23 protein-coding genes and 1 pseudogene are annotated in these 23462 nt (G+C 43.6%); 22 read left to right on the forward strand and 2 right to left on the reverse strand.

Annotated features, from left to right (window positions below):
* Positions 1-193 precede the first annotated feature (193 nt).
* The 7 genes from rho (at position 194) to GFC28_RS13575 (ending at position 7964) form a co-directional block, all read left to right on the forward strand.
* On the forward strand, positions 194-1465 hold the full coding sequence (gene rho, locus GFC28_RS13545) for a transcription termination factor Rho (RefSeq protein ID WP_044741528.1): 1272 nt from the start codon (positions 194-196) through the stop codon (positions 1463-1465).
* A gap of 130 nt (positions 1466-1595) precedes the next feature.
* Entirely contained in the window at positions 1596-1796 is a 201-nt protein-coding gene (rpmE, locus tag GFC28_RS13550) for a 50S ribosomal protein L31 (RefSeq protein ID WP_044741529.1), read from the forward strand.
* Positions 1797-1929: 133 nt separating this feature from the next.
* Complete coding sequence (locus GFC28_RS13555) at positions 1930-2556, forward strand: thymidine kinase (protein ID WP_044741530.1); 627 nt, start codon at positions 1930-1932, stop codon at positions 2554-2556.
* 67 nt (positions 2557-2623) lie between these two features.
* Entirely contained in the window at positions 2624-3067 is a 444-nt protein-coding gene (locus GFC28_RS13560; RefSeq protein ID WP_231734678.1) for a hypothetical protein, read from the forward strand.
* 629 nt (positions 3068-3696) lie between these two features.
* Positions 3697-4845, forward strand: a complete 1149-nt coding sequence (locus GFC28_RS13565) for an iron-containing alcohol dehydrogenase (RefSeq protein ID WP_044741531.1) — start codon at positions 3697-3699, stop codon at positions 4843-4845.
* A gap of 2 nt (positions 4846-4847) precedes the next feature.
* Positions 4848-6494 (forward strand): sensor histidine kinase, encoded by a 1647-nt coding sequence (locus tag GFC28_RS13570; protein WP_044741532.1) that lies wholly within the window; start codon positions 4848-4850, stop codon positions 6492-6494.
* A gap of 18 nt (positions 6495-6512) precedes the next feature.
* Positions 6513-7964, forward strand: a complete 1452-nt coding sequence (locus tag GFC28_RS13575; protein WP_044741533.1) for a sigma-54-dependent transcriptional regulator — start codon at positions 6513-6515, stop codon at positions 7962-7964.
* 132 nt (positions 7965-8096) lie between these two features.
* Here GFC28_RS13575 and adh read toward each other — a convergent pair.
* Positions 8097-8777, reverse strand: a pseudogene (gene adh, locus GFC28_RS13580) (aldehyde dehydrogenase); the annotation flags it as partial.
* A gap of 79 nt (positions 8778-8856) precedes the next feature.
* The gene (gene adhP / locus GFC28_RS13585; RefSeq protein WP_044741534.1) at positions 8857-9870 is read right to left on the reverse strand and encodes an alcohol dehydrogenase AdhP; all 1014 of its coding nucleotides are present in this window, start codon (positions 9868-9870) and stop codon (positions 8857-8859) included.
* 635 nt (positions 9871-10505) lie between these two features.
* Between adhP and prfA the strand changes: the two genes are divergently transcribed.
* The 15 genes from prfA to atpE all read left to right on the forward strand — a co-directional run bounded on the left by prfA (position 10506) and on the right by atpE (position 23268).
* Entirely contained in the window at positions 10506-11582 is a 1077-nt protein-coding gene (prfA, locus tag GFC28_RS13590; protein WP_044741535.1) for a peptide chain release factor 1, read from the forward strand.
* Positions 11572-12444 carry a peptide chain release factor N(5)-glutamine methyltransferase gene (gene prmC, locus GFC28_RS13595; protein WP_044741536.1) on the forward strand — a complete coding sequence of 291 codons (873 nt, stop codon included), beginning with the start codon at positions 11572-11574 and terminating at the stop codon, positions 12442-12444. Before prfA ends, prmC begins: the two co-directional genes overlap by 11 nt.
* A gap of 312 nt (positions 12445-12756) precedes the next feature.
* A complete protein-coding gene (gene spoIIR, locus GFC28_RS13600; RefSeq protein WP_044741537.1) occupies positions 12757-13566 on the forward strand; it encodes a stage II sporulation protein R in 810 nt (269 codons plus the stop codon).
* A gap of 190 nt (positions 13567-13756) precedes the next feature.
* A complete protein-coding gene (locus GFC28_RS13605) occupies positions 13757-14803 on the forward strand; it encodes an L-threonylcarbamoyladenylate synthase (RefSeq protein ID WP_044741538.1) in 1047 nt (348 codons plus the stop codon).
* Positions 14804-14865: 62 nt separating this feature from the next.
* Positions 14866-15423 (forward strand): manganese efflux pump MntP, encoded by a 558-nt coding sequence (locus GFC28_RS13610; RefSeq protein WP_044741539.1) that lies wholly within the window; start codon positions 14866-14868, stop codon positions 15421-15423.
* 316 nt (positions 15424-15739) lie between these two features.
* A complete protein-coding gene (locus GFC28_RS13615) occupies positions 15740-16174 on the forward strand; it encodes a low molecular weight protein arginine phosphatase (protein WP_044741540.1) in 435 nt (144 codons plus the stop codon).
* Between the two features lie 26 nt (positions 16175-16200).
* The gene (locus GFC28_RS13620) at positions 16201-17493 is read left to right on the forward strand and encodes a methyl-accepting chemotaxis protein (RefSeq protein ID WP_044741541.1); all 1293 of its coding nucleotides are present in this window, start codon (positions 16201-16203) and stop codon (positions 17491-17493) included.
* Positions 17494-17941: 448 nt separating this feature from the next.
* Complete coding sequence (gene rpiB / locus GFC28_RS13625) at positions 17942-18388, forward strand: ribose 5-phosphate isomerase B (RefSeq protein ID WP_044741542.1); 447 nt, start codon at positions 17942-17944, stop codon at positions 18386-18388.
* A gap of 18 nt (positions 18389-18406) precedes the next feature.
* Entirely contained in the window at positions 18407-18979 is a 573-nt protein-coding gene (locus GFC28_RS13630) for a TIGR01440 family protein (RefSeq protein WP_044741543.1), read from the forward strand.
* A 90-nt stretch (positions 18980-19069) separates the two neighbouring features.
* Entirely contained in the window at positions 19070-20305 is a 1236-nt protein-coding gene (gene glyA / locus GFC28_RS13635) for a serine hydroxymethyltransferase (protein WP_044741544.1), read from the forward strand.
* A 133-nt stretch (positions 20306-20438) separates the two neighbouring features.
* A complete protein-coding gene (gene upp / locus GFC28_RS13640) occupies positions 20439-21068 on the forward strand; it encodes a uracil phosphoribosyltransferase (RefSeq protein ID WP_044741545.1) in 630 nt (209 codons plus the stop codon).
* A gap of 602 nt (positions 21069-21670) precedes the next feature.
* Positions 21671-21892, forward strand: a complete 222-nt coding sequence (locus GFC28_RS13645) for an AtpZ/AtpI family protein (RefSeq protein ID WP_044741546.1) — start codon at positions 21671-21673, stop codon at positions 21890-21892.
* A 4-nt stretch (positions 21893-21896) separates the two neighbouring features.
* Positions 21897-22274, forward strand: a complete 378-nt coding sequence (locus GFC28_RS13650; RefSeq protein WP_044741547.1) for an ATP synthase subunit I — start codon at positions 21897-21899, stop codon at positions 22272-22274.
* A gap of 5 nt (positions 22275-22279) precedes the next feature.
* The gene (gene atpB / locus GFC28_RS13655) at positions 22280-22990 is read left to right on the forward strand and encodes a F0F1 ATP synthase subunit A (protein ID WP_044741548.1); all 711 of its coding nucleotides are present in this window, start codon (positions 22280-22282) and stop codon (positions 22988-22990) included.
* A gap of 65 nt (positions 22991-23055) precedes the next feature.
* Positions 23056-23268: a F0F1 ATP synthase subunit C gene (atpE, locus tag GFC28_RS13660; protein WP_044741549.1), complete on the forward strand. Its 213-nt coding sequence runs from the start codon at positions 23056-23058 to the stop codon at positions 23266-23268.
* Positions 23269-23462: the final 194 nt, after the last annotated feature.

A 23462-nucleotide genomic window follows, 5' to 3' on the forward strand; every position in this document is an offset into this window, starting at 1 on the left:
AAATGGTTGATTAAAAAACTGTAAAAAGGGTAAAATAGTCATGCCGTGTGTGCATAAAAATAAGCTCTGCGATTTTTTGCTTCTTTAACATATAAACCTTCGTAATCTTCTTTCATCCCATCCATAGCTTATTTCATAAATTCATTTGGTGTATATGGGAGAGAATGAAAAATAGTAAAAGTGTGGTGGCGAAATGGACTTAACAATCTCGGTATTAGAAAATATGAAACTTAAAGAGCTATATGAACTAGCTCGGCAATATAAAATTTCTTATTACAGTAAACTAACAAAAAAAGAGCTTATTTTCGCTATTTTAAAAGCACAGGCTGAACAAGACGGATTATTGTTTATGGAAGGCGTTCTCGAAATCATTCAATCAGAAGGGTTCGGGTTTTTAAGGCCGATCAATTACTCTCCAAGCTCAGAGGATATTTACATTTCCGCTTCGCAAATTCGCCGCTTTGATTTAAGAAATGGCGATAAAGTTTCAGGAAAAGTTCGTCCTCCTAAAGAAAATGAACGATATTATGGGCTTCTTCACGTGGAGGCTGTAAATGGCGAAGACCCTGAAGTAGCGAAAGAACGCGTTCACTTTCCTGCCTTGACGCCGCTTTATCCAAGTCGCCAAATGAAATTAGAAACAACGCCGGATAAGCTGTCGACGCGAATTATGGATTTAATCGCCCCGGTCGGCTTTGGCCAGCGCGGGTTAATTGTCGCTCCCCCAAAAGCAGGGAAAACAATGCTTTTAAAAGAAATCGCTAACAGTATTACGACAAACCATCCGGATGTCGAGCTGATTGTCCTTCTAATTGATGAACGTCCTGAGGAAGTGACCGATATTGAACGCTCGGTAGCGGGCGATGTTGTCAGCTCGACGTTTGATGAAGTGCCGGAAAACCATATCAAGGTTGCTGAGTTAGTGCTTGAACGCGCGATGCGTCTCGTTGAGCATAAGCGCGATGTTGTCATTTTAATGGACAGTATTACTCGTTTGGCAAGAGCCTATAATTTAGTCATTCCGCCAAGTGGACGGACACTTTCCGGAGGGATTGATCCAGCCGCTTTCCACCGTCCGAAACGATTTTTTGGAGCTGCGCGCAACATTGAAGAAGGCGGCAGCTTGACGATTTTAGCGACAGCGCTTGTCGATACCGGCTCGCGCATGGATGATGTGATTTATGAGGAATTTAAAGGAACGGGCAATATGGAGCTGCACTTAGATCGCTCGCTGGCGGAACGTCGGATTTTCCCAGCTATTGATATTCGCCGTTCTGGTACTCGTAAAGAAGAATTGCTGATTCCAAAAGAGCATTTAGACAAGCTTTGGTCGATTCGCAAAACGATGTCGGATACACCAGATTTTATCGAGCGCTTTTTAAATAAGCTTCGCCAAACGAAAACAAATGAAGAATTTTTCTCGATATTAGACGATGAATGGAAAAATATAGGGATTAAAAAATAACCAGTTGCAAAACCATAACACCCTTGCTATAATTTTATCATGTGTGTTTTGTCAAACAATGAGAAATGACTCACAACGGATAGAGAAACTCTGTTTCGAAATGATTCAGGGCGGAAGGAGATGAAAAGAAATGAAAGCAGGCATTCATCCTGAGTACAAAAAAGTGATCGTAAAATGTGCTTGTGGAAACGAGTTTGAGAGCGGCTCTGTGAAAGAGGAAGTGCGCGTAGAGATTTGCTCTGAGTGCCATCCATTCTACACAGGACGTCAAAAATTCGCTTCTGCTGCAGGACGTGTTGATAAATTCAACAAAAAATACGGCCTTAAATAATAGAAAACGGCTCGCTGAGCGATTAGCGTGCCGCTTTATCATTACTTCGATGAGTAAACGTACAGAACAGGCAAGCGAAGTTGATTCACTTGCCTGTTTTTTCATGAAGTTTGGAAAGAAAGGGGAAGCCCCGATGGATGTAATGAAACAATCAGGCTGGCTCGAGGTGATTTGCGGCAGCATGTTCTCTGGAAAATCAGAGGAGCTGATCCGCCGCGTTCGTCGTGCTACATTTGCAAAGCAGGAAGTGAAGGTATTTAAACCTGCGATTGATAACCGCTATAGCGAAGAAGCGGTTGTATCTCATAATGGCGCTTCAGTGATTGCTATTTCCGTCGCGACTGCTGAGGAAATATTAGAATACATATCAGAAAAAACGGATGTCGTTGCCATTGATGAAGTGCAATTTTTTGATGAGCAAATTGTCGAAATTGTGCAAACGTTAGCAGATCGCGGTTATCGCGTCATTGCAGCTGGATTGGATCAGGATTTTCGCGGTGAACCATTTGGTCCTGTGCCGACATTAATGGCGATTGCCGAATCGGTCACAAAGCTTCAAGCAGTATGTACGGTATGCGGTTCCCCAGCAAGCCGTACACAGCGACTCATTAATGGCAAACCTGCTTCTTATTATGATCCGGTGATTTTAGTGGGGGCCAGTGAATCATATGAGCCGCGTTGCCGCCATCATCATGAAGTTCCTGATAAGCCAAAGAAGCGAGACCGTAATGGAAGCGAAACCGAACGTATCATTCGGTAGTGCATGGTACATTCTGCTATCAATATTTCTGTCATAACAGGAAAAGATAACGGCAGGGAGGCGACGAATGATGAAAAAGGTACTGCCGTTACTTTTCGGTGTGCTCCTTTCCGCATGTGCACTGAATCCAACCGATTCACAATATCATGCACAAAAGGAAGATCAAAACGGAAGAAAACTAATGACAGGGGATCGGGCCAAGCCCAATTATGATCGAATGTATAATCATTTTGATGATCCAGAAAACACCAATCAAAACCCGAATTTTATAAGCTTGACCGATGGCAGCGAAAATAATCGTGCGGATGTGCGAAAAGCGGTTCAAGTAGTGGAAAAATATACAAATTATGAGGCTGGATCGGTGTGGATGAATGGTGCTGACATGTGGATCACCGTTCATGCACGAAACCGTCTGTCGAATGAGCAGAGACAAAAAGATCAAGCGCGTTTGCAGCAATTATTGACAAAGGCAATCCCGACCTATCGTGTTCATGTACGAATCCATGACTGATAGGTGCCTGCTCTGCAATAGGGTTTTTGGTGCTGCATAATATTGAGAGATGCAATTGGACAGATGAACATGTGCAAGTGATGAAGTTCAACGGTCGGAAGGTAAGCACATATACTTGTCTTCTGGCCGTATGTGTTTACAGACATATTCCTTCAATCTCTAAAAGTTTATTTATGATACATAAGTAATAAACGATTTCAGCATGGAATCGACTGTCAAATGATATCAATCCAATGAGAGGATAGAACCTATCGCCCATTCAAAAGCAGAATGTCATTTCTTCGACGGTTGGCGACAAGTCCGTCCATGATCTCGCTCATGCTAAAGCGTAACCACGAATGGAATCACCTCATGAGCTTTTTATTTGCTCATCTGAGAGGAATATATCGGCGCATCCAATGAATGGGGTTGATAGGGTTAACATCAGCTGCGCTGGATGACGCCGCTAAAATGGAAAGGTTGAAAGATGAACTCCGTTCTATATAAAAAAACAGAAGAGTCCTGCCGGGGAACAGCTTATTGGCCATCTGAAATAAAAAGCCGTTATACTGTATCCCGGTTTTTTTGTGGACAAAAAATTGAGAATAATTATAAAATTAGTAAAAGGTTATAATTAGGATGGAGAAAGTATGAACATTCACAAATTCATGATGCCAGAAATCATTTTTGGAAACGGATCCATTCAGCAGGTGGGAGAAAGCTGCTTACGGCTTGGTGCGACAAATGTCTTGATTGTCAGTGATCCAGGTGTGATCGCAGCAGGGTGGCTAGATGTGGTCATTCAAAGCTGTAAGCAAGCGGGCTTAAAGTACACTACTTTTTCTGATATCACGATTAATCCGAAAGATGAAGAAGTAGAAAAGGGATGCCGCGTTTATATGGAGCATGAGTGTGACTCCATTATTGGCGTTGGCGGCGGCAGTTCGATTGATGTAGCGAAAGCGATTGCCATTCTCGCCACCAATGGCGGCCAGATTCAAAGCTATGAGGGAGTGGATAAAATCCACCATCCGCTTCCCCCGCAGGTCATGGTTGCGACTACCGCTGGATCAGGTTCAGAAGTATCGCAATTTTCCGTTATTGTCGATACAAAAAAGCAGAAAAAGATGACCATTATTTCTAGATCTCTTATTCCAGATATCGCGATTATTGACCCAGAAACGCTCGTCACAAAAAGTGCGGAGTTAACCGGAGCGACGGGGATGGATGTGTTAACACACGGCATTGAAGCCTATGTCAGCTTGGCGGCTACACCTCTGACAGACGTTCAAGCGAAGAATGCGATTTCTCTAGTGGCGGAATATTTGCGGCCTTCTGTAGCTTCCAAAATGAATCGGGAGGCTAAGACGAATATGGCAATGGCAAGCTTACAATCCGGGCTTGCCTTTTCCAACGCCATTTTAGGAGCTGTCCATGCGATGTCGCATGCAGTAGGAGGAAAATACAACCTTTTGCATGGCGATGTCAATTCTATTTTGCTTCCTCATGTAATGGAGTACAATCTTTTAGCCAATCCTAAGAAATTTGCTGATATTGCTCTTTTTCTTGGCATGGATATACGCGGAATGTCTCATATGGAAGCAGGGAGAAGAGCCATTGAGTATGTCAAACAATTAACGGCCGATATTGGGGCTCCCCAACGTTTGTCATCTATTGGGGTAGAAGAAGAAGAAATGAAAAAAATGAGCCTCATGGCTTTACATGATGCTTGCATGATTACCAACCCGAGAGATGTAACGGCAGAAGATATTGAAGAAATATTTAGAAGGGCATGGTAGCGATGAATGAGCGGCAGCAAATGATTAATTTGTTAACAGGGGTGCAATCCTCCAAGAAAAGCTATTATACCGAATTGAAGAAAATGGTAGCGGAATTAAAAAAGAAAAATATGCAGCTGGAAATTATCAATGACATTACGAAAAGCTTTAATATTGATATGTCAATGGATGATATGCTGAAAAATACCTTTGATAAGCTGAGAGAAATTTTTCCTATCAAACGAATTAGCCTATCTTTATATGAAAATGATAAGCTCACATTGACGAATGTCTATCCTTTGCATTCGCTATACTTCCCCATTGGTTTTACGTTGCCGAAGGAACACTCGATTTATTGGAAAGTGATTCAATCGCTGCAGAAACTTTTTTATCAAGTGCAGGAGAAAGAGGAGAGTTATGTAGAAAACGCTGTCTACCGAGAGCTTGGCATGAAAAGCGTATTGCTTGTTCCGTTGATTAGCAAAGGACAGGTAATCGGCGTATTAAGCATCGGAAGCTCTGAAATCGTCCGATATGATGAAGCCGATCTCTCGTTTTTCCAGCAATTTGGCGATCAGTTGGCGGTTTGCATCGAAAATGCAAGGCTTTATCGCGAGGTGCTTGTCAGTAAAAAAGAATGGGAGGAAACATTTCGGGCTGTTTCGGAAATGATTTTAGTCGTTGATTTAGAAGGCCGTATTTTGCGATATAATGATGCAGCGAAAGAATTTTTTCAAATTGGCGGGTCCCCGCATACTAGAAATATATGTGAGCTGTTAGCGATTGAGCAAAATGAAAACCCTATCATGGAAAATGTAGCAACACAAAAACCCGTTTATCGTCGCTTTCATATTCAGCAACGCATATGTGACTTTCATTCGTATCCAGTATTTAACGAAAACCAAAGCATTTACGCTGTGATTATTTATATCAATGATATTACAGAAAAACTTCAGATTGAGGCGCAATTGGTGCAATCAGGGAAATTGGCCGCCATTGGCGAAATGGCGGCGGGTATTGCTCATGAGCTGAACAATCCGCTGACAGCGATTCTTGGCAATGCTCAGCTATTGTTGAGATCTTTCCCGAAAGAAGAGCGTTCTTCCACGCTTTTATCCGATATTTATTCATGTGGAAAGCGCTGCAAAGCCATTATTCAAAACTTGCTGACATTTGCCAGACAGGATGAATATCGGTTTGCGGACTGTTCCATTAATGATGCGGTTGAACAGGTGCTGGGGCTGATCAGGGATCAAATTCAAAAGCAAAATATCGTCATTCAGGTCAATCTGGATCATTCCATTGAATGGGTGGAAGGGAATCTTCAGCAAATTGGCCAAATTGTATTAAATCTTTTAATCAACGCCAAAGATGCACTGGAAGAGAGGGAGGGCGCTGAAAAAGTAATCGCAATTGAAACAAAAACGATCGTTGAACATGGGAGTAAATGGGTAACCCTTTCTGTCAAAGATAATGGTATTGGGATCGACAAACAGCATCTGCAGGAGATTTTTAACCCGTTTTTTACGACTAAACGGCCAGGAAAAGGAACAGGGCTTGGTCTATCTGTTAGCTTAGGAATTGCACAAGCTCACGGAGGGACGATTGAAGCCATAAGCGAACGAGGAAAAGGAAGTGAGTTTATTTTAAAGCTTCCGGCAAAGCGATAGAATGGAGGCAGAGAACCGATGAGCTATATTTTAGTGATTGATGATGAACGAGAGGTAGGCACCTTTTTTCTGCATTTGCTAGAAGGAAGAGGGTATCGCGTAAAGCTCGGATTCAGCGGCAAAGATTTCTCTAAACTCATTCAGCAATACTCGTTTGATCTCGCATTTATTGATGTCAAACTTCCGGACACAAACGGTTTAGACTTGTTAAAACAGCTGAAGCGCACACAGCCGACGTGTAAAGCTGTGGTAATGACGGGATACAGCACGGTCAAAACCGCGGTGGATGCGATAAAATATGGAGCGAGCGACTATGTAGAAAAACCGTTTGATGATATTGAGCAGCTGGAAGAATTAATTGAAGGACTGTTAAATAACGGTATCGCTTCATCACAAGACGACATGTACAAGCTCGCGGAAACGCTTGGGTTTGTTGTCGGGACGAACAAGGAAATGAATGATCTGTTAAAATTGGCTTATAAAATTGCGAAAAAAAATGTCAATGTGCTCATTGAAGGGGAAACAGGAACAGGAAAAGAAGTGCTTGCCCAGTTTATTCACCACGCGAGCCTTCGCTACGACCAGCCTTTTATTGGAATAAACTGCGGAGCCGTTTCCGAAACATTGTTGGAAAGCGAACTGTTTGGTCATGAGAAAGGGGCTTTTACAGGAGCGATCAAAGAAAAGAAAGGCATCTTTGAGATTGCTCATCGCGGAACATTATTTCTCGATGAAATTGGCGAAGCCTCGCTGGCCATTCAAGTCAAATTGCTGCGAGTGTTAGAGACTGGCGAGTATATGAGGGTAGGCGGTGAGGTCATCCGCAAAACCAATACAAGAATCATTGCGGCTTCACATGTCGATTTGTCTAAAGCAGTAGAAGAAAAAAAGTTTAGAGAAGATCTTTTGTATCGGCTTGACGTAGTCAAAATCGCGATTCCGCCGCTTCGAGAGAGAATAGAAGATTTGCCGCTTTTGCTTACTTATTTTTTAAAAAAAATGAACTCATCATTATCTTTTTCCGAAGAAAGCCTTTTCTATTTGAAGCGTTATCATTGGCCGGGAAATATAAGAGAGCTGATGAATGTGGTCAAGCGGGCGATCACATTAGCGGAAGGAGAAACACAGGTGATTACGCCACAGTATCTTCCGGAAAAAATCAAAGGAGAAACCCATCCTCCATCTGTACGGGTGCATGAAAAGGAGCAAGAAGAAATCGATTTAGAAACCTATTTGCAGCAATGGACGAACCATGTATTGTCATTGTGGAAGAATAATCATCCACAAGTAGATCTTGAATATGTATTGTCATTGGTGAAAGAATTAGAGACGCAAATTGGCCGTTCCTTTGTCATAAAAACATTAAAAGAAACGATCGGAAACCGAAAGGAGACAGCAGAGCGATTAAATATCACCGTTCGTAAATTGCGGTATTTATTAAAAGAAAAGGGAGCAGATTCAAAAGTATAGCTGCTTTTGCATCCGCTCCTTTTTCCTTTTGTAAAAAAGCTTCAGCCTCTAATGGTGTATCATTGGCCAGAAAATAGAGAGGCGGCGGCTCGCCCTCATGGATGAGCCACGTGCCCCTTAGCTGTGAATCGTTTAGAAAAACCCTTGCGCTTTTGGATGATAGCTGACGAGAAGGTTTTTGGTTTGCTGGTAGTGAGCTAACATCATTTTATGAGTTTCGCGGCCGATTCCTGACATTTTATAGCCGCCGAATGCCGCATGAGCCGGATAGGCGTGATAACAATTGGTCCACACTCTTCCTGCTTGAATTCCCCGGCCTAGCCGGTAAGCGGTATGAATATTTCTTGTCCACACACCGGCGCCCAATCCGTATAATGTATCATTGGCAATGGCTAGTGCTTCCTCTTCACTTTTAAACGTTGTGACAGATACGACAGGACCGAAAATTTCCTCTTGGAAGATCCGCATTTTATTATGTCCCTTGAATACGGTCGGCTGAATATAATAGCCGTTTTCAAGGCCCGCGATGTGGTTTCGGTCTCCGCCGATCAGGCATTCCGCTCCCTCTTGCTTGCCGATATCAATATAGGAAAGGATTTTTTCCATCTGTTCGGACGATGCTTGCGCTCCAATCATGGTGCTTGTATCCAATGGATTTCCGGCTTTAATATTTTTGACTCGTTCAAGCGCCCTTTCCATAAATGCAGCATAAATGGACTCGTGGATCAAGGCCCGCGACGGGCATGTGCAGACCTCTCCTTGATTCAGGGCAAACATCGTAAAGCCCTCAAGCGCTTTATCTAAGAAATCATCCTCTTCGCTCATTGTTTGGCTGGTGCAGGAGCCGCTTGTTCCACCGCTCCTGCCAGCTTGAATATCTATTTAGAAAGTGTTATTGCATGGTTAAAACGATGCGGCCGTTGATTTGTCCTTTTTCCATCCGTTCAAACACTTCGTTAATATGCTCCAAAGAAACCGCTTCCACAATAGGGCGAACCTTTCCTTGGGCTGCGAAGTTAAGCGCTTCCTGCATGTCCTTTCTTGTTCCTACGATGGATCCCTTAACGGTGATGCCGTTTAAGACGGTATCGAAAATAGGGATCGGCAGCTCGTCATGAGGCAATCCGACGACAACGAGACAACCGCCGCGTTTGATAGATTGATAGGCTTGTTCAAATGCTTTTTTCGTGACAGCTACGCTAATAGCCGCTTGTACGCCGCCGACTTTTTCATGAATGGCTTGTACCGGATCTTCCTTTAAGCCATTAATGGCGATATCCGCTCCTAATTTTGTAGCCAATTCTGCTTTATCATCGCTGATATCGACGGCCACTACATTGAATCCCATTGCTTTCGCGTATTGCAGAGCGATATGTCCTAAGCCGCCGATTCCATAAATGGCTACCCAATCCCCCGGTTTAGCATTGGATACTTTCAGAGCTTTATAGGTTGTGACCCCGGCGCAAAGAATCGGTGCGACCTCCACCGGATCTAGGTTATCTGGAATGCGCGCGACATAATCCGCTGGCGCTTTACAATATTCCGCGTATCCGCCGTCAACAGAATAACCGCCATTCAATTGATGAGGGCAAAGGGTTTCTTGGCCGCTTAAGCAATATTCACATTCCCCGCATGCGGAGTAAAGCCAAGGAATTCCTACGCGATCTCCCACTTTAATCGATTTCACCCCCGGTGCCACTTCGACGACGACTCCCACTCCTTCATGTCCTGGAATGAGCGGAAGCTTTGGTTTGACGGGCCAGTCCCCATGAGCGGCATGCAAATCGGTATGGCAAACGCCGCACGCTTCGATTTTCACGAGCACTTCGCCGTACTCAAGCTTTGGTTTTTCTACCTCTTCAATTTGAAGCTTTTGTTTGAACTGATGAACAACAGCTGCTTTCATTCTCCCAATCCCCTTTCCGAAAAATTTTTCGTCATCTACCATTAATGCAAAAAGTATGCCAAGTAAAAAAATCCGCTTCCTGTCCGCAAAGGGAAACGGAATCTTATGGCTCAGCGAAGCATCACGAGCAGATCGTCTGGCATGCAGATAGGCGGATTCCTTCTATATGGACGGAGGGGCAGGCGTGCATTCGCTAGCAAATGATGCCGAAAATTTGTCGATTTTGTCCTAATTCTTGGCACTTTGGTCAAAAAATCGCCTGTTCGATAAGAGGAAGCTGAGACGTAAACATTCGTGTACATGAAGTCGAGCTCATCCGTCGATCGTGTTTCATGACGATCTCCATTTCATTGAATGTGTCGATATTGATTTCCCCGCAATGAGCAGGAACGACAGTCGGGCAGGCTTTTCTGACAATGAATTTGGATACATATCGTTCCCGTCCCAAGTTTGTGTTTATCGATAAGGGGATTGAACAATCGTTATCACATCTCCACTCTGTTAGAAAGGAGAGACGTTTCATTAACCCTCATAGGACTTTATTTAGCTGGACCATGGAAGTACTTTCGTATTTCATTAGATTGTAGTATAATTACAAATTAGACTGTGTATGGACAAAGACAGAGGTGAAGCATGTGTTTGATCGTCTTCAAGCAGTAGAAGAACGTTATGAAAAATTAAACCAGCTGTTGATGGATCCAGAAGTTATTAATGATCCGAAAAAGCTTCGCGACTATTCAAAAGAACAGTCCGATTTAGAAGAAACCGTGCATGTATATCGCGAATATAAGTCTGTTCGCGAGCAGCTGGCAGATGCGAAAGCGATGCTAGAAGAAAAATTGGATCCTGATATGCGCGAAATGGTAAAAGAAGAAATTAACGAATTGGAAGAGCGCGAGGAAGCGCTAGTAGAAAAATTAAGAGTATTATTGTTGCCGAAAGACCCGAACGATGACAAAAACGTCATTATGGAAATTCGCGGCGCGGCTGGCGGAGAAGAGGCGGCGCTGTTTGCGGGCGACTTATACCGTATGTATACTCGCTATGCGGAATCCCAGGGATGGAAAACGGAAGTCATCGAAGCGAGTCCAACAGGATTAGGCGGTTATAAAGAGATTATTTTTATGATTAACGGAAAAGGGGCGTACTCAAAATTAAAGTTTGAAAATGGCGCTCATCGTGTTCAGCGTGTTCCTGAGACAGAATCGGGCGGACGCATCCATACATCGACAGCAACTGTTGCCTGTTTACCTGAAATGGAAGAGGTTGAAATTGAAATCAATGAAAAAGACATTCGTGTTGATACGTTCGCTTCAAGCGGACCAGGTGGACAAAGCGTCAATACGACGATGTCCGCGGTGCGCTTAACGCATATCCCGACCGGAATCGTCGTTTCATGCCAAGATGAAAAATCGCAAATTAAAAATAAGGAAAAAGCGATGAAAGTATTGCGTGCCCGTATTTATGATAAATATCAGCAAGAAGCGCGTGCAGAATATGATCAAACACGCAAACAGGCGGTCGGCACAGGAGACCGTTCTGAGCGGATTCGCACTTACAATTTTCCGCAAAATCGCGTAACGGATCATCGAATCGGGCTCACGATTCAAAAGCTTGATCAAATTCTAGAAGGGAAGCTGGATGAGATCATCGATGCGCTGATTCTAGACGATCAATCGAAAAAATTGGAGCAGGCGAATCATGAGTTATAAAATTTACGAAGTCCTTCATTGGGCTTCTTCTTTTTTAGAAGAGCATGGAAAAGAAGCGCGTGTAGCAGAATTACTGCTGCTTCATCATTTGCAAATGACTAGGGCGCAGCTGTTTGCTTGTCTGCGAGAGAAAATTAGCGAAAAAGCGTATCAAGGGCTGATTGAAGATCTCCATCAGCATGCAAAGGAACATACCCCTGTACAATACCTGATTGGCGCAGAGGAATTTTATGGTCGTTCGTTCCTCGTCAATCGCGAGGTTCTCATTCCAAGGCCAGAAACGGAAGAGTTAGTGGAAGGGGTGTTAAAGCGCATCCAACGATTTTTTCCTAATCAAACAGCGGTTGATGTTGTCGATGTAGGAACAGGCAGCGGAGCGATCGCTGTAACACTGGCGCTCGAAAACCATACGCTGCGCATGAGTGCGATTGATATTTCGCAAAAATCGCTGCTGGTAGCACAAGAAAATGCCCGCCGCCTTGGAGCGGAAGTAGAATTTTGGTTAGGGGATTTACTGCAGCCGCTCATTCAGGCAAAACGCAAAGTGGATGTTGTTGTGTCTAACCCTCCGTATATTCCAGAGCTTGATATCGCTTTGCTTTCTCCAATTGTAAAAGACCATGAACCGCGAAAAGCGCTTGTGGGCGGCAAGGATGGCCTTGATTTTTATCGGCGTTTTATGGCTGAACTGCCTTTGGTGCTGAAAAGCCGTTCTATTGTCGCATTTGAAGTTGGGGCAGGGCAAGGAGAAGCGGTAGCTCAACTGCTGCAGCGAACATTTCCGCAGGCTGCTGTTGACGTTGTTTTTGATATCAATGGAAAAGACCGCAATGTTTATGCGGAAATCGAACCGCCGTTATAAGACAAAGGACATCTCGCACCCGCATTCTCGCTTATGGCCCATCACGGAGAACGGGTGCGATTTTATGATATGATTGGTCGTTGGAATCTGTGGTACATCATGGCTAATCAATGCAGCAGGAAGATGGAGGCGTGCACAAACGGGGGCTTTGTTAGGGGAATTCCCTATAACGAAGGAAAAATCAAAGGTCTTCTTTGATGATTTTGCATGAAAGCTTTCAATCCATTAATTTATTGTTTTATTTTTTAGATTCATAGTTTAAAAATGGATAGCACTGTCCAAAATAGGTTAGTGAAAGGACGGTGCAATATAATGAAAAAACTAGCAATTGTATTATATATTTTTTTATTGGCAATCGGTGTGTTTGTGAATGTGTATGGTCAGCAAACAGAGGCTGGTGAAAATGCGCAAGTGATGATTCCAGATCAGGCGATCCGTCTGCGTATCCTAGCCAACAGCGATTCGGATGAGGATCAAGCGTTGAAGCGTAAAGTGCGCGATGCGGTGAATGAACAAATTAACGGCTGGGTCGCTCATTTAACCTCATTCTCTCAGGCTGAGCAAGTCATCCGCTTACATTTGCCTGATATTGAAAAAACGGTGGCTGATGTGCTGAAAAAAGAAAAGAGCGATCAAACCTACCATGTTCAATTTGGCAAGGTGCATTTTCCGACTAAGATTTATGGGAACTATATTTATCCGGCAGGGGAATATCAAGCGATTCTTATTACTCTAGGGGAAGGAAAAGGAGCAAATTGGTGGTGTGTGTTGTTTCCGCCGCTATGTTTCCTCGACTTTTCCAATGGCGAAGCCGTGAAAGCAGAAGAGGGAGCCAAAACAGAAGTGACTCCGGCATCAGAAGAAGCTCATAAGAGTGAAGAACATATGAATAAGAAAGTTGTGAACAAGCAGCAGCCAGAAAAAGACAATGCCACATTTGTTAAAAAAGAAAAAACAACGAAGGATCATGAGCAAGAAGAAACGGAAAATTCGCCAGCGCTGCAAGCAGCTGGTGCCGGCACGGCTGTGATGTCCTCATCAGACGTTGTCGTCAATGATGACGACGATAAGGTGGAGGTAAAATTTTTCATCAAGGAAATGATCGGAAAAATTTGGCCGTAATCATTTTTGTGGATAAATGCAGAAGTTTGGATTCATAAACAAATAGTTACCCACAGATTTACCCACAGTAAAAATGAATTTATCCACAATATGTGGATAGAAATAGATGGTTCGCATATGATTTTGCTTGGTTCTTCAAAACTAGCAATAAAATTAAATAGATAATCAACGATGAATGGTGGTGAGGAGCATGGAAACAAAAATTTGGATTGTGGATAAATTTGTGGATAAACATGATCTTTATCCACAAATTTCACAAGCGGCCGAGCTGTTGCGTGCCGGTGAAGTGGTTGCTTTTCCTACTGAAACCGTATATGGATTAGGGGCGAATGCCGCCTCGTCGGCAGCTGTGAAAAAAATTTTTCAGGCGAAAGGGCGCCCGATTGATAATCCATTAATTGTTCACATTGCTGATTATGATCAATTGGGACAGATCGCTGTGGATATTCCTGATGTGGCGCAAACGTTAATCGAACGGCTATGGCCGGGGCCGCTGACCATGGTTTTGAAAAAGAGAAAAAATGCTGTTTGTGAAGAAGTAACAGCCGGCCTTGCGTCGGTTGCGGTGCGTATGCCGGCCCATCCAGTCGCTCTGGCCTTAATTCGGGAGAGCGGCTTGCCGCTTGCTGCTCCAAGCGCGAATCGGTCAGGAAAACCAAGCCCGACAAGCGCCATGCATGTTTTAGCTGATTTAAATGGAAAAATCGCGGGTATAGTGGATGGCGGACCAACGGGAATCGGAGTCGAATCGACGGTGTTGGATTGCACGACGGACATCCCCACCATTTTGCGTCCGGGAGGCGTTACCAAAGAGGAGCTAGAGCACCTCATCGGACGTGTTCATGTGGATGCGGCGTTATTGAATGAAAAGGAGAAGCCAAAAGCGCCAGGAATGAAATATACACATTATGCACCGCGAGCGCCGTTGACGATTGTGGAAGGCACTTCAGCATTTTTGCAGCATCTTGTTGATGAACAGCGCGCGCTCGGTAAAAAAGTGGGAGTGTTAACGACCGAAGAGCGGCAATTGACTTACAGAGCAGATGCTGTGATCTCCTGTGGAAAGCGGTCAGATTTATATACAGTCGCTCGCCATTTATATGATGCGCTTCGGGCGTTCGATGAAGCTGAGGTGGACATGATCTATAGCGAATGTTTTCCTGATCATGGCATTGGTACAGCTATTATGAATCGGTTAAAAAAGGCGGCGGGATATCGGATTCTTTATGAAAAATAACCAGTCTAAACCTCCTTGGACTTGCATATGTTACCAATAGGCAAGTCCGGGGAGGGTGGGAGATGAAGGAATTAGTTGGTGAACTGGTGACATTGTGCATGGTGGCATTTGCATTGGGCATGGACGCATTTTCGATTGGATTGGGAATGGGTTTTTTTCGTTTGCGTGTTAAGCAAATGTTTCATATAGGATTTACCATCGGCCTCTTTCACGTGCTAATGCCGATGCTAGGAATGTTTGTGGGGCGTCTTCTGTCTGAGCAATTTGGGGCGATTGCCACTTATGTCGGCGGCGGACTCCTGCTTATACTAGGCTTGCAAATGATTGTCACTTCCTTAAAGCGAGAAAGTGATCCGCTGATTTCGCCGGTCGGGATAGGTTTAGTTTTTTTTGCCTTGAGCGTCAGCCTCGACAGCTTTTCGGTCGGTCTGAGTCTCGGTATTTACGGAGCCCGCACGCTATTAACGATTCTGCTGTTTGGTTTTTTTAGCATGGTTCTTACATGGCTTGGCTTATTGCTGGGAAGCCGCTTTCAGCGCTGGCTTGGCATTTATGGGGAATTGTTGGGCGGCAGCATTCTGCTAGTATTCGGTTTAAAGCTGATGATTCCCTTTGGATAAGGCAGCTATATGGGGATGTAACTTCATGCCTTAGCATGTACATAATGGAGTTTGGGCCGCTTTTCACGGTCAAATGAGCGAAAAACGCCGCTTTACAGAACCATGGATGGATCTGAAAGCGGCGTTTTTTAGACTTTTGTCATTTGTTTGCGGGGCCGAGATCTGCCAGCAGACTCACCTTCGTCTGCTGATGGTCTGGAGACGATTCGTCCCATTCTCCTATATTTATATAGTAGCAATCTTTTTTGCACTATACTTTAGAAAAAGAATTCTATTATAATAATGCTATACAGGCCTTACCAACGAGGAGGGTATTATGTCGATTCATGTACTTTTTGTCTGTACGGGGAATACGTGCCGAAGTCCAATGGCTGAAGCTCTATTAAGGAACAAGCAACTGCCGGATGTCCAAGTGAAATCCGCAGGCTTATTTGCTATGGAAGGGAGCGACGCCTCTGACTATGCGAAATTGGTATTAACAGAAAAAGGAATTGATATGGCTCATTGTTCTTCGTTTCTAAAAAAAGAAGATGTGGACTGGGCTACGTATATTTTTACCATGACAACTGGGCACAAACAGCAGCTGATGGAACGATTTCCGGAGGCAAAGGACAAAACCTTTACAATTAAGGAATTTGTTTTAGGACAAGAAGGGGATGTAGTCGATCCGTTCGGGGGCTCTGTTGAGGTTTATCGCCGGACGAGAGAGGAGTTGGATCAATTGATCGATCAGCTCATTCAAAAGCTATAATGGGATATTTGAGGGGGATATAGGCCATGAGTGAGAAAAAGAAATACGGGTTTAGCCTGCGATTAAAGCTTGTTGTGTTTACGACCATTTTGGCCGTTATTACGTATTCTACAAGCGCATTCTTTATTTATGTACTTTATGATCTAATGTTCAGTACGTTTGATAAGAGTTTGTTTACGATTGTGATCCTATTGCTCGGTATTTTCTGGTCAGGACTTTTGGCGTATATCGCTTCAGGTTTTATTACGCGTCCGCTGCATCAGTTAGAGCAGGCGGCGATTAAAGCAGCAAATGGAAAAATTGATGAAGATGTGCCGCTAGCTAAATCGGATGACGAGATACGGGCATTGGGAGTCGCTTTTAATGAAATGTTAAGAAATTTGCGAATGATGGTCCGCAATATTGAAGAAAACTTTGCCCATACAAACGAAAAGGTAGTCGAAATTACCGATGCCTCAAGCGTGGCAGTCGAGCGCTCAGAAAGCATAGCCCGAACGATTGAGGAAATTTCCAAAGGGGCGACCGACTCGGCTGTTTCGATGCAGACAACCGCCGAATCAGTGGAAGATGTGTTGAAGATCGCCAATGAAGTTCAGCAAAAAGCAAAGCAATCAGAGCAATTGGCCGTTGATATGGTCGACACTCTTCATAAGAGCAAAGAAGTCATTGATTCACTTGTAACAGGCATTCAACATTTAGCCCAAAATAATCAGGCTTCGTTAAATGCGGTACGGCGCCTTGAGCAGCATGCCAAAAAAGTCGAGAATATCATTTTGCTTGTTGGTGATATTGCGGGTCAAACGAATTTATTAGCTTTAAATGCTTCCATTGAGGCGGCGCGTGCTGGCGAACATGGAAAGGGCTTCGCTGTGGTTGCGGAAGAGGTGCGGAAGCTGGCTGATGAAAGCGCGCGGGCCGTGCAGGGCATTTCTGAGCTGATCAAAAATATTCAAAAAGAAGTCGTTCACGTGGTCGCGCAAATTGATGAGCAGGTGACCGCTGCCAATGAAGAAGCTGCAAAAGGAAACGATACAAATGAAGCAATTATGAAGATGACTCATTCGATTCATGAAGTGGCTAATTCCGTTCATCAAATTGCGGAATTGGTGAAGGAACAAATGCGGCATATTGAAAAAACGTCCATCCAATCTCAGGAGGTAGCAGCGATTGCTGAAGAAACATCAGCCGGAGCGCTTGAAGTGACGGCTGCCACACAGGAACAAGCCGCAATGATTAACCATGTGAATGAGCTTGTCAGCCAGTTAGCGGAGCAAGCGCAAAAATTAAAAAATACGATTGATCGTTTTTGTGCAAGATAAGTGAATGGATGAGAAGAATATCAAATGGGTCGTCCGTATGAACGGATCCGTCTGCTTGACAGGCGGCGCTTATCGTTCGGGAACAGAAAGAGAAAGGCAGCAAAGCTGATGGAGGGCCCATGCCTTTTAAGCGGCATCCATATAGACTTCTTATGATGCCCTGTGTTTTAGGATGGAAATTTGTTTCGTAAAAGAGCATAATAAGTGTTAAAAGCGGTAGACAAAGTCCACTTTGACTTTGTCTACCGTCATTTTGAGCATCAGCCGGTCTTGAAAACGCCTCACAGACAAGGAACGAAACCGCCCATCGAACAAAAAAACATTCATGGGTGGACGAGCAAGGCTGGCGACATACGATGACAGCGTTTGTCAACAGCCTGAATAAGTTAATGAAAAAGTCGCTTTTTATCGTTACAATGGAAGGAAAGAGAAAAAGGAGGAAAACAACATGAAAGTAGCCATTGCGTCTGACCACGGCGGAGTAGCCATTCGCCAAGAAATTAAAAAGCTTATGGAGGAAATGGAAATCGAATATATCGATTTGGGATGCGAATGCGGCAGTTCTGTCGATTATCCCGATTATGCCATTCCGGTGGCTGAAAAGGTGGCGAGCGGCGAAGTCGATCGCGGTATTTTAATTTGTGGAACAGGAATCGGGATGTCGATTGCCGCCAATAAAGTAAAAGGAGTGCGGTGCGCCCTTGTTCACGACGTATATAGCGCGAAAATGACGCGAGAACATAACGACAGCAACATATTAGCAATGGGAGAACGGGTCATCGGGCCAGGTTTGGCGAGGGAGATTGCGAAAGTATGGCTGACAACAGAATTCGCAGGAGGACGCCATGCGAATCGCGTGAATAAAATCCATCAATATGAGCAGACACATCTGTAACGGAGGAGGAGACGGATCATGCTTTCACAATGGAAGCAGCAATGGCAAGCGATTTTGAGCGAATTTCGCCAGCAGGTTCCTCTCTCTTCTGAGCATCTCCTTGTCATTGGCTGCAGCACGAGTGAAGTAATTGGGCAAAAAATTGGAACAGCAGGCACAAAAGAAGTAGCAGAAATGATTTTTGCTGAATTGCAACAATGGCGCGCTCAATCGGGAATCCAGCTTGCTTTTCAATGCTGTGAGCATTTAAATCGCGCGCTCGTTGTTGAACGAGAAACCGCATTGGCGAAAAATTTGGAAATTGTCTCCGTTGTTCCGGTCGCTTCGGCCGGGGGAGCGATGGCGGAATATGCGTACAATCATATGAAGGATCCAGTCGTTGTCGAATTTATTAAAGCGGATGCAGGCATCGACATTGGCGATACATTCATCGGCATGCATTTAAAGCATGTAGCTGTTCCCGTCCGTACTTCCATTCGTGAAATTGGTCGTGCTCATGTGACATTGGCGAAGACAAGACCGAAATTAATCGGTGGAGATCGGGCGGTCTATTTCAAGGAAAACACGAATGCTTCATATCAATCTTGTTGATTTTGTTCATTTTTTCTTTGAATCCTTTCCTAAAATGCTGTTAAAATAGAGGGGAATATTCCGATATCTCGAAAAAAGGAGGAGCTTGTGATGAACCACTTGCCACAACAAGATCCACAAGTATTTCAAGCGATTCAAGATGAATTAAAAAGACAACAAACAAAAATTGAGCTGATTGCGTCTGAAAATTTTGTCAGTCCCGCTGTAATGGAAGCGCAAGGATCGGTATTAACCAATAAATATGCAGAGGGATATCCGGGCCGCCGTTATTATGGAGGCTGCGAATATGTTGATGTTGTCGAGGATTTAGCGCGTGAACGGGCAAAACAATTATTTGGTGCCGAGCATGCGAACGTTCAGCCTCATTCCGGTGCACAAGCGAACATGGCGGTATATTTCACCGTATTAAATCACGGAGATACGGTTTTAGGTATGAATTTATCCCATGGAGGACATTTGACGCACGGAAGCCCAGTGAATTTTAGCGGAATTCAGTACAACTTTGTTGAATATGGAGTAGACCCGGAAACTCACCGAATCAACTATGACGATGTATTGGAAAAAGCGCGCTTACATAAGCCAAAGCTCATCGTAGCCGGTGCCAGCGCCTATCCGCGCGAGATTGACTTTGCGCGATTCCGTGAAATTGCTGATGAAGTCGGAGCGTATTTGATGGTCGACATGGCTCATATCGCGGGTCTTGTTGCGGCAGGTCTTCATCCCAATCCTGTTCCTTATGCTCATTTCGTAACAACGACAACGCATAAAACGTTGCGCGGGCCACGCGGCGGTATGATCCTTTGCAAAGAAGAGTTTGCTAAGCAAATCGATAAAGCGATTTTCCCTGGCATTCAAGGCGGACCATTAATGCATGTTATTGCTGCAAAGGCTGTCGCATTAGGCGAGGCGTTGAATGATAGCTTTAAGGAATATGCCCAAAACATTATCAACAACGCTTCACGTTTGGCAGAAGCGTTAGTGAAGGAAGGATTCACGCTTGTATCAGGAGGAACGGACAATCATCTTTTACTCGTTGATTTACGTTCGCTTGGATTAACAGGAAAAGTCGCTGAGAAAGTTCTTGATGAAATCGGCATTACCGTCAATAAAAATACGATTCCATACGATCCGGAGAGCCCATTTGTCACAAGCGGCATCCGCATCGGCACAGCAGCTGTTACAAGCCGCGGCTTTGGCCTTGCTGAAATGGATGAAATTGCAAGCATTATTGCCCTTGCCCTTAAAAATGTAGATAATGAAGAAAAGCAAGCAGAAGCACGCGAGCGTGTAGCGGCATTAACTGAAAAATTCCCGCTTTATGCATAGTCTCATTCATGCCTCGTATCTTTTTCAAAGATACGAGGCAATTTTTTAATCATTCATGACTGTTATTGAACAGATGTCATTTTTTCGGTAAAATATAAAGAAGTGCAACATGAAAAAAAGAGGAGAAGAGACTATGGGCAAAGTATACGTATTTGATCACCCCCTTATTCAACATAAACTTACATATATCAGGGACAAGCAAACAGGTACAAAGGAGTTTCGTGAATTAGTCGAAGAAGTAGCGACATTGATGGCTTTTGAAATTACACGCGATCTTCCGCTGGAGGAAGTGGAAATCGAAACGCCGGTCAGCAAAGCGAAATCCAAAGTTATTTCCGGGAAAAAGTTGGGGATTATCCCAATTTTGCGCGCGGGAATTGGCATGGTGGATGGCATTTTAAAGCTAATCCCAGCTGCAAAGGTCGGCCATATTGGGCTGTATCGTGATCCAGAAACATTAAAGCCGGTCGAGTATTATGTCAAGCTTCCGACAGACGTAGAAGAGCGCGATTTTATTGTCGTGGATCCGATGCTGGCAACAGGAGGCTCAGCCGTTGAAGCCATTCATTCATTAAAAAAGCGCGGAGCGAAACACATTAAGTTCATGTGTTTAATCGCTGCTCCTGAGGGGGTTGAGGCGGTCAAAAAGGCGCATCCGGATGTTGATATTTACATTGCCGCACTTGATGAAAAATTAAATGATCACGGCTATATTGTTCCAGGGCTTGGAGATGCAGGAGACCGACTATTTGGAACGAAATAGTATATTTTGTTAAACGCTGAGCATGCTAACATGGGTGCTTGGCGTTTTTTTCATATGAAGCAAAAGTGACGCGGGAATTGCTCTACTTTTATAAACGAATTTTCGATTTAGTTGGCTTCAATGCTCGCTTATCTAGGGGAATACAATGAAAAGAGCGGCCGTGTAGCCGATTGAAAAGTAGAATCCTCATTTTTTAAAGGTCGGAGGCAAGCGGCTATCCAGATGATTTATCGCTTTTTCCTATGAGGAGATTCCTTCCATCACCAAGTTTAATATGGAAGAAGGGTCTAATCGCTTTTGCAAGAAATGCATTTTTCGCAATGGTTTTAGAGGAACGACAAACCCTCAGGTTCCGCGTGAAAAGGGAGCAGATTCGCAGAAATGAAGGAAAAATTTGATAGTGAAAAATATAAATATTATATTATACAATAACAATATGAAAAATAAATGAGGAAATGTCACAAAATATTAATAATTTATTTGAATTTATTGGCTAAACACGTTGACATTGGACGATGCCTATTGTATGCTTACAGGGGATATAATGATAAGGTTTTCACGAGGTTTATCTACAAAAACTTTTACCATAAGGATGTATGTGTATGCGTCCAAAACAGCGCCATCCCCTTCAAGCGATCGGTCTCATGTCCGGGATCGTATCCCAGCTAGTTGGTTCGATTTTGATAGGGATTTTTGGCGGGAAATGGATTGACGAAAAGCTTGGCACGGAGCCTATCTTTCTTGTTGTAGGGCTTCTGATTGGTCTTGCGGCAGGCATATATGCGATGTTTCGCTTGATTCGTCAATATTTCCCAGAGGAGTAAAGGCATGCAGCAAATGTTCTTAAGACAGCAAAAATACATATTTTATCTATTGTCTCTTTACACGCTAGGCTGGGGCTTTACAAGCTATAAAACCGTTTTCTTAAGCTTGATTTTAGGAACGGTGATCAGTCTGTTTTTGTTGTGGAGTCTAGTCCGGAAAGTCGAAAAATTCGGACGAGCGGTCGCTCAAAGCCAAAAGGTCCGCTCGCTCGGAACGTTTTCGCGCTTAGCGGCCGCTGTCTTGGCTGCGGCGATTGCCATCGAATATCCGCAATATTTCTCCATCATTCCTGTTACGATAGGATTAATGACATCCTATTTTGTCATTATGATAGATTTTCTTCTTTTTCGAAAGTTTTGCCAAATTGAGAAAGAGAGGTGATTACGATGCATCATGAAGCTCCAATTGTTGAATTTTTAGGCCTTACTTTTAACTTGGCTAACGTTTTAATGATCACGATTACAGCGATCATTGTTTTTTTGATAGCGGTTTTAGCCACACGCAATTTATCGATGAGGCCGACAGGGATGCAAAACTTCATAGAGTGGGTTATGGATTTTGTAAAGGGGATTATTCAAAGCAACATGGATTGGAAAACCGGAGGTCGCTTCCATATACTTGGAATGACATTAATTATGTACATTTTTGTAGCTAATATGCTAGGTCTTCCGTTCTCAGTAGTGGTTGATGGAAAGTTATGGTGGAAGTCTCCGACTGCTGATCCAGTTGTTACACTTACACTTGCAATCATGGTTGTAGCTCTGTCACACTATTATGGTATTAAAATAAATGGCTTTAACCATTATGCCAAAGGCTTCGTTTCCCCAATGTGGATTTTATTCCCACTTAAAATCATTGAAGAATTCGCTAATACGTTGACGCTTGGGCTTCGTCTCTATGGGAACATTTTTGCGGGTGAAATTCTGCTTAGCTTGCTCGCGGGAGGATTAGCAACAGGCTTTGCCGGAACCGTTATAGCTATTGTTCCTACACTAGTATGGCAAGGGTTTAGTATTTTTGTAGGAGCGATCCAAGCATTCATTTTCACAATGTTAACAATGGTTTATATGGCACACAAAGTGAGTCATGACCATTAAAAATATACTAAAAAATTATAGTTAAAAAATCTCAAACACATAAATGTTAAGAAGGAGGACTTTTTATGGGTGTATTAGCAGCTGCAATTGCTATCGGTTTAGCTGCACTTGGTGCAGGTATTGGTAACGGTTTAATCGTATCTCGTACAGTGGAGGGGATTGCTCGCCAACCAGAGGCGCGCGGTATGCTTCAAACGACAATGTTTATCGGTGTTGCGTTAGTAGAGGCAATTCCAATTATCGCAGTTGTTATTGCCTTCATGGTTTTAGGACGATAAGCATCTACTTTTGAAGGCCTGATTTGTTGCTAGTAGTTTAAAGACAAAAAGCCGCTAGCAATGAACTCTTTATGTTTGTGAAAATATGGCTAATTAAAATCAGCATGAGCTCCAATCGTTCAAAAATGGCGAAGATCATTCCATGAGAACCTTCGCCATTCCTTTATGTACATTACATCTAAACCCTTACATTT

Source organism: Anoxybacillus sp. B2M1 (assembly GCF_001634265.1).
GTDB classification, from domain to species: Bacteria; Bacillota; Bacilli; order Bacillales; family Anoxybacillaceae; genus Anoxybacteroides; species Anoxybacteroides rupiense.

Coding starts and splice junctions, on each gene's coding strand:
- atpB (WP_044741548.1), top strand. CDS start 22,280: ATGCATCATGAAGCTCCAATTGTTGAATTTTTAGGCCTTACTTTTAAC.
- GFC28_RS13565 (WP_044741531.1), top strand. CDS start 3,697: ATGAACATTCACAAATTCATGATGCCAGAAATCATTTTTGGAAACGGA.
- GFC28_RS13615 (WP_044741540.1), top strand. CDS start 15,740: ATGTCGATTCATGTACTTTTTGTCTGTACGGGGAATACGTGCCGAAGT.
- GFC28_RS13575 (WP_044741533.1), top strand. CDS start 6,513: ATGAGCTATATTTTAGTGATTGATGATGAACGAGAGGTAGGCACCTTT.
- atpE (WP_044741549.1), top strand. CDS start 23,056: ATGGGTGTATTAGCAGCTGCAATTGCTATCGGTTTAGCTGCACTTGGT.
- upp (WP_044741545.1), top strand. CDS start 20,439: ATGGGCAAAGTATACGTATTTGATCACCCCCTTATTCAACATAAACTT.
- GFC28_RS13570 (WP_044741532.1), top strand. CDS start 4,848: ATGAATGAGCGGCAGCAAATGATTAATTTGTTAACAGGGGTGCAATCC.
- GFC28_RS13610 (WP_044741539.1), top strand. CDS start 14,866: ATGAAGGAATTAGTTGGTGAACTGGTGACATTGTGCATGGTGGCATTT.
- GFC28_RS13605 (WP_044741538.1), top strand. CDS start 13,757: ATGGAAACAAAAATTTGGATTGTGGATAAATTTGTGGATAAACATGAT.
- GFC28_RS13560 (WP_231734678.1), top strand. CDS start 2,624: ATGATGAAAAAGGTACTGCCGTTACTTTTCGGTGTGCTCCTTTCCGCA.
- glyA (WP_044741544.1), top strand. CDS start 19,070: ATGAACCACTTGCCACAACAAGATCCACAAGTATTTCAAGCGATTCAA.
- prmC (WP_044741536.1), top strand. CDS start 11,572: ATGAGTTATAAAATTTACGAAGTCCTTCATTGGGCTTCTTCTTTTTTA.
- rpmE (WP_044741529.1), top strand. CDS start 1,596: ATGAAAGCAGGCATTCATCCTGAGTACAAAAAAGTGATCGTAAAATGT.
- spoIIR (WP_044741537.1), top strand. CDS start 12,757: ATGAAAAAACTAGCAATTGTATTATATATTTTTTTATTGGCAATCGGT.
- GFC28_RS13555 (WP_044741530.1), top strand. CDS start 1,930: ATGGATGTAATGAAACAATCAGGCTGGCTCGAGGTGATTTGCGGCAGC.
- adhP (WP_044741534.1), bottom strand. CDS start 9,870: ATGAAAGCAGCTGTTGTTCATCAGTTCAAACAAAAGCTTCAAATTGAA.
- rho (WP_044741528.1), top strand. CDS start 194: ATGGACTTAACAATCTCGGTATTAGAAAATATGAAACTTAAAGAGCTA.
- GFC28_RS13620 (WP_044741541.1), top strand. CDS start 16,201: ATGAGTGAGAAAAAGAAATACGGGTTTAGCCTGCGATTAAAGCTTGTT.
- rpiB (WP_044741542.1), top strand. CDS start 17,942: ATGAAAGTAGCCATTGCGTCTGACCACGGCGGAGTAGCCATTCGCCAA.
- GFC28_RS13645 (WP_044741546.1), top strand. CDS start 21,671: ATGCGTCCAAAACAGCGCCATCCCCTTCAAGCGATCGGTCTCATGTCC.
- GFC28_RS13630 (WP_044741543.1), top strand. CDS start 18,407: ATGCTTTCACAATGGAAGCAGCAATGGCAAGCGATTTTGAGCGAATTT.
- GFC28_RS13650 (WP_044741547.1), top strand. CDS start 21,897: ATGCAGCAAATGTTCTTAAGACAGCAAAAATACATATTTTATCTATTG.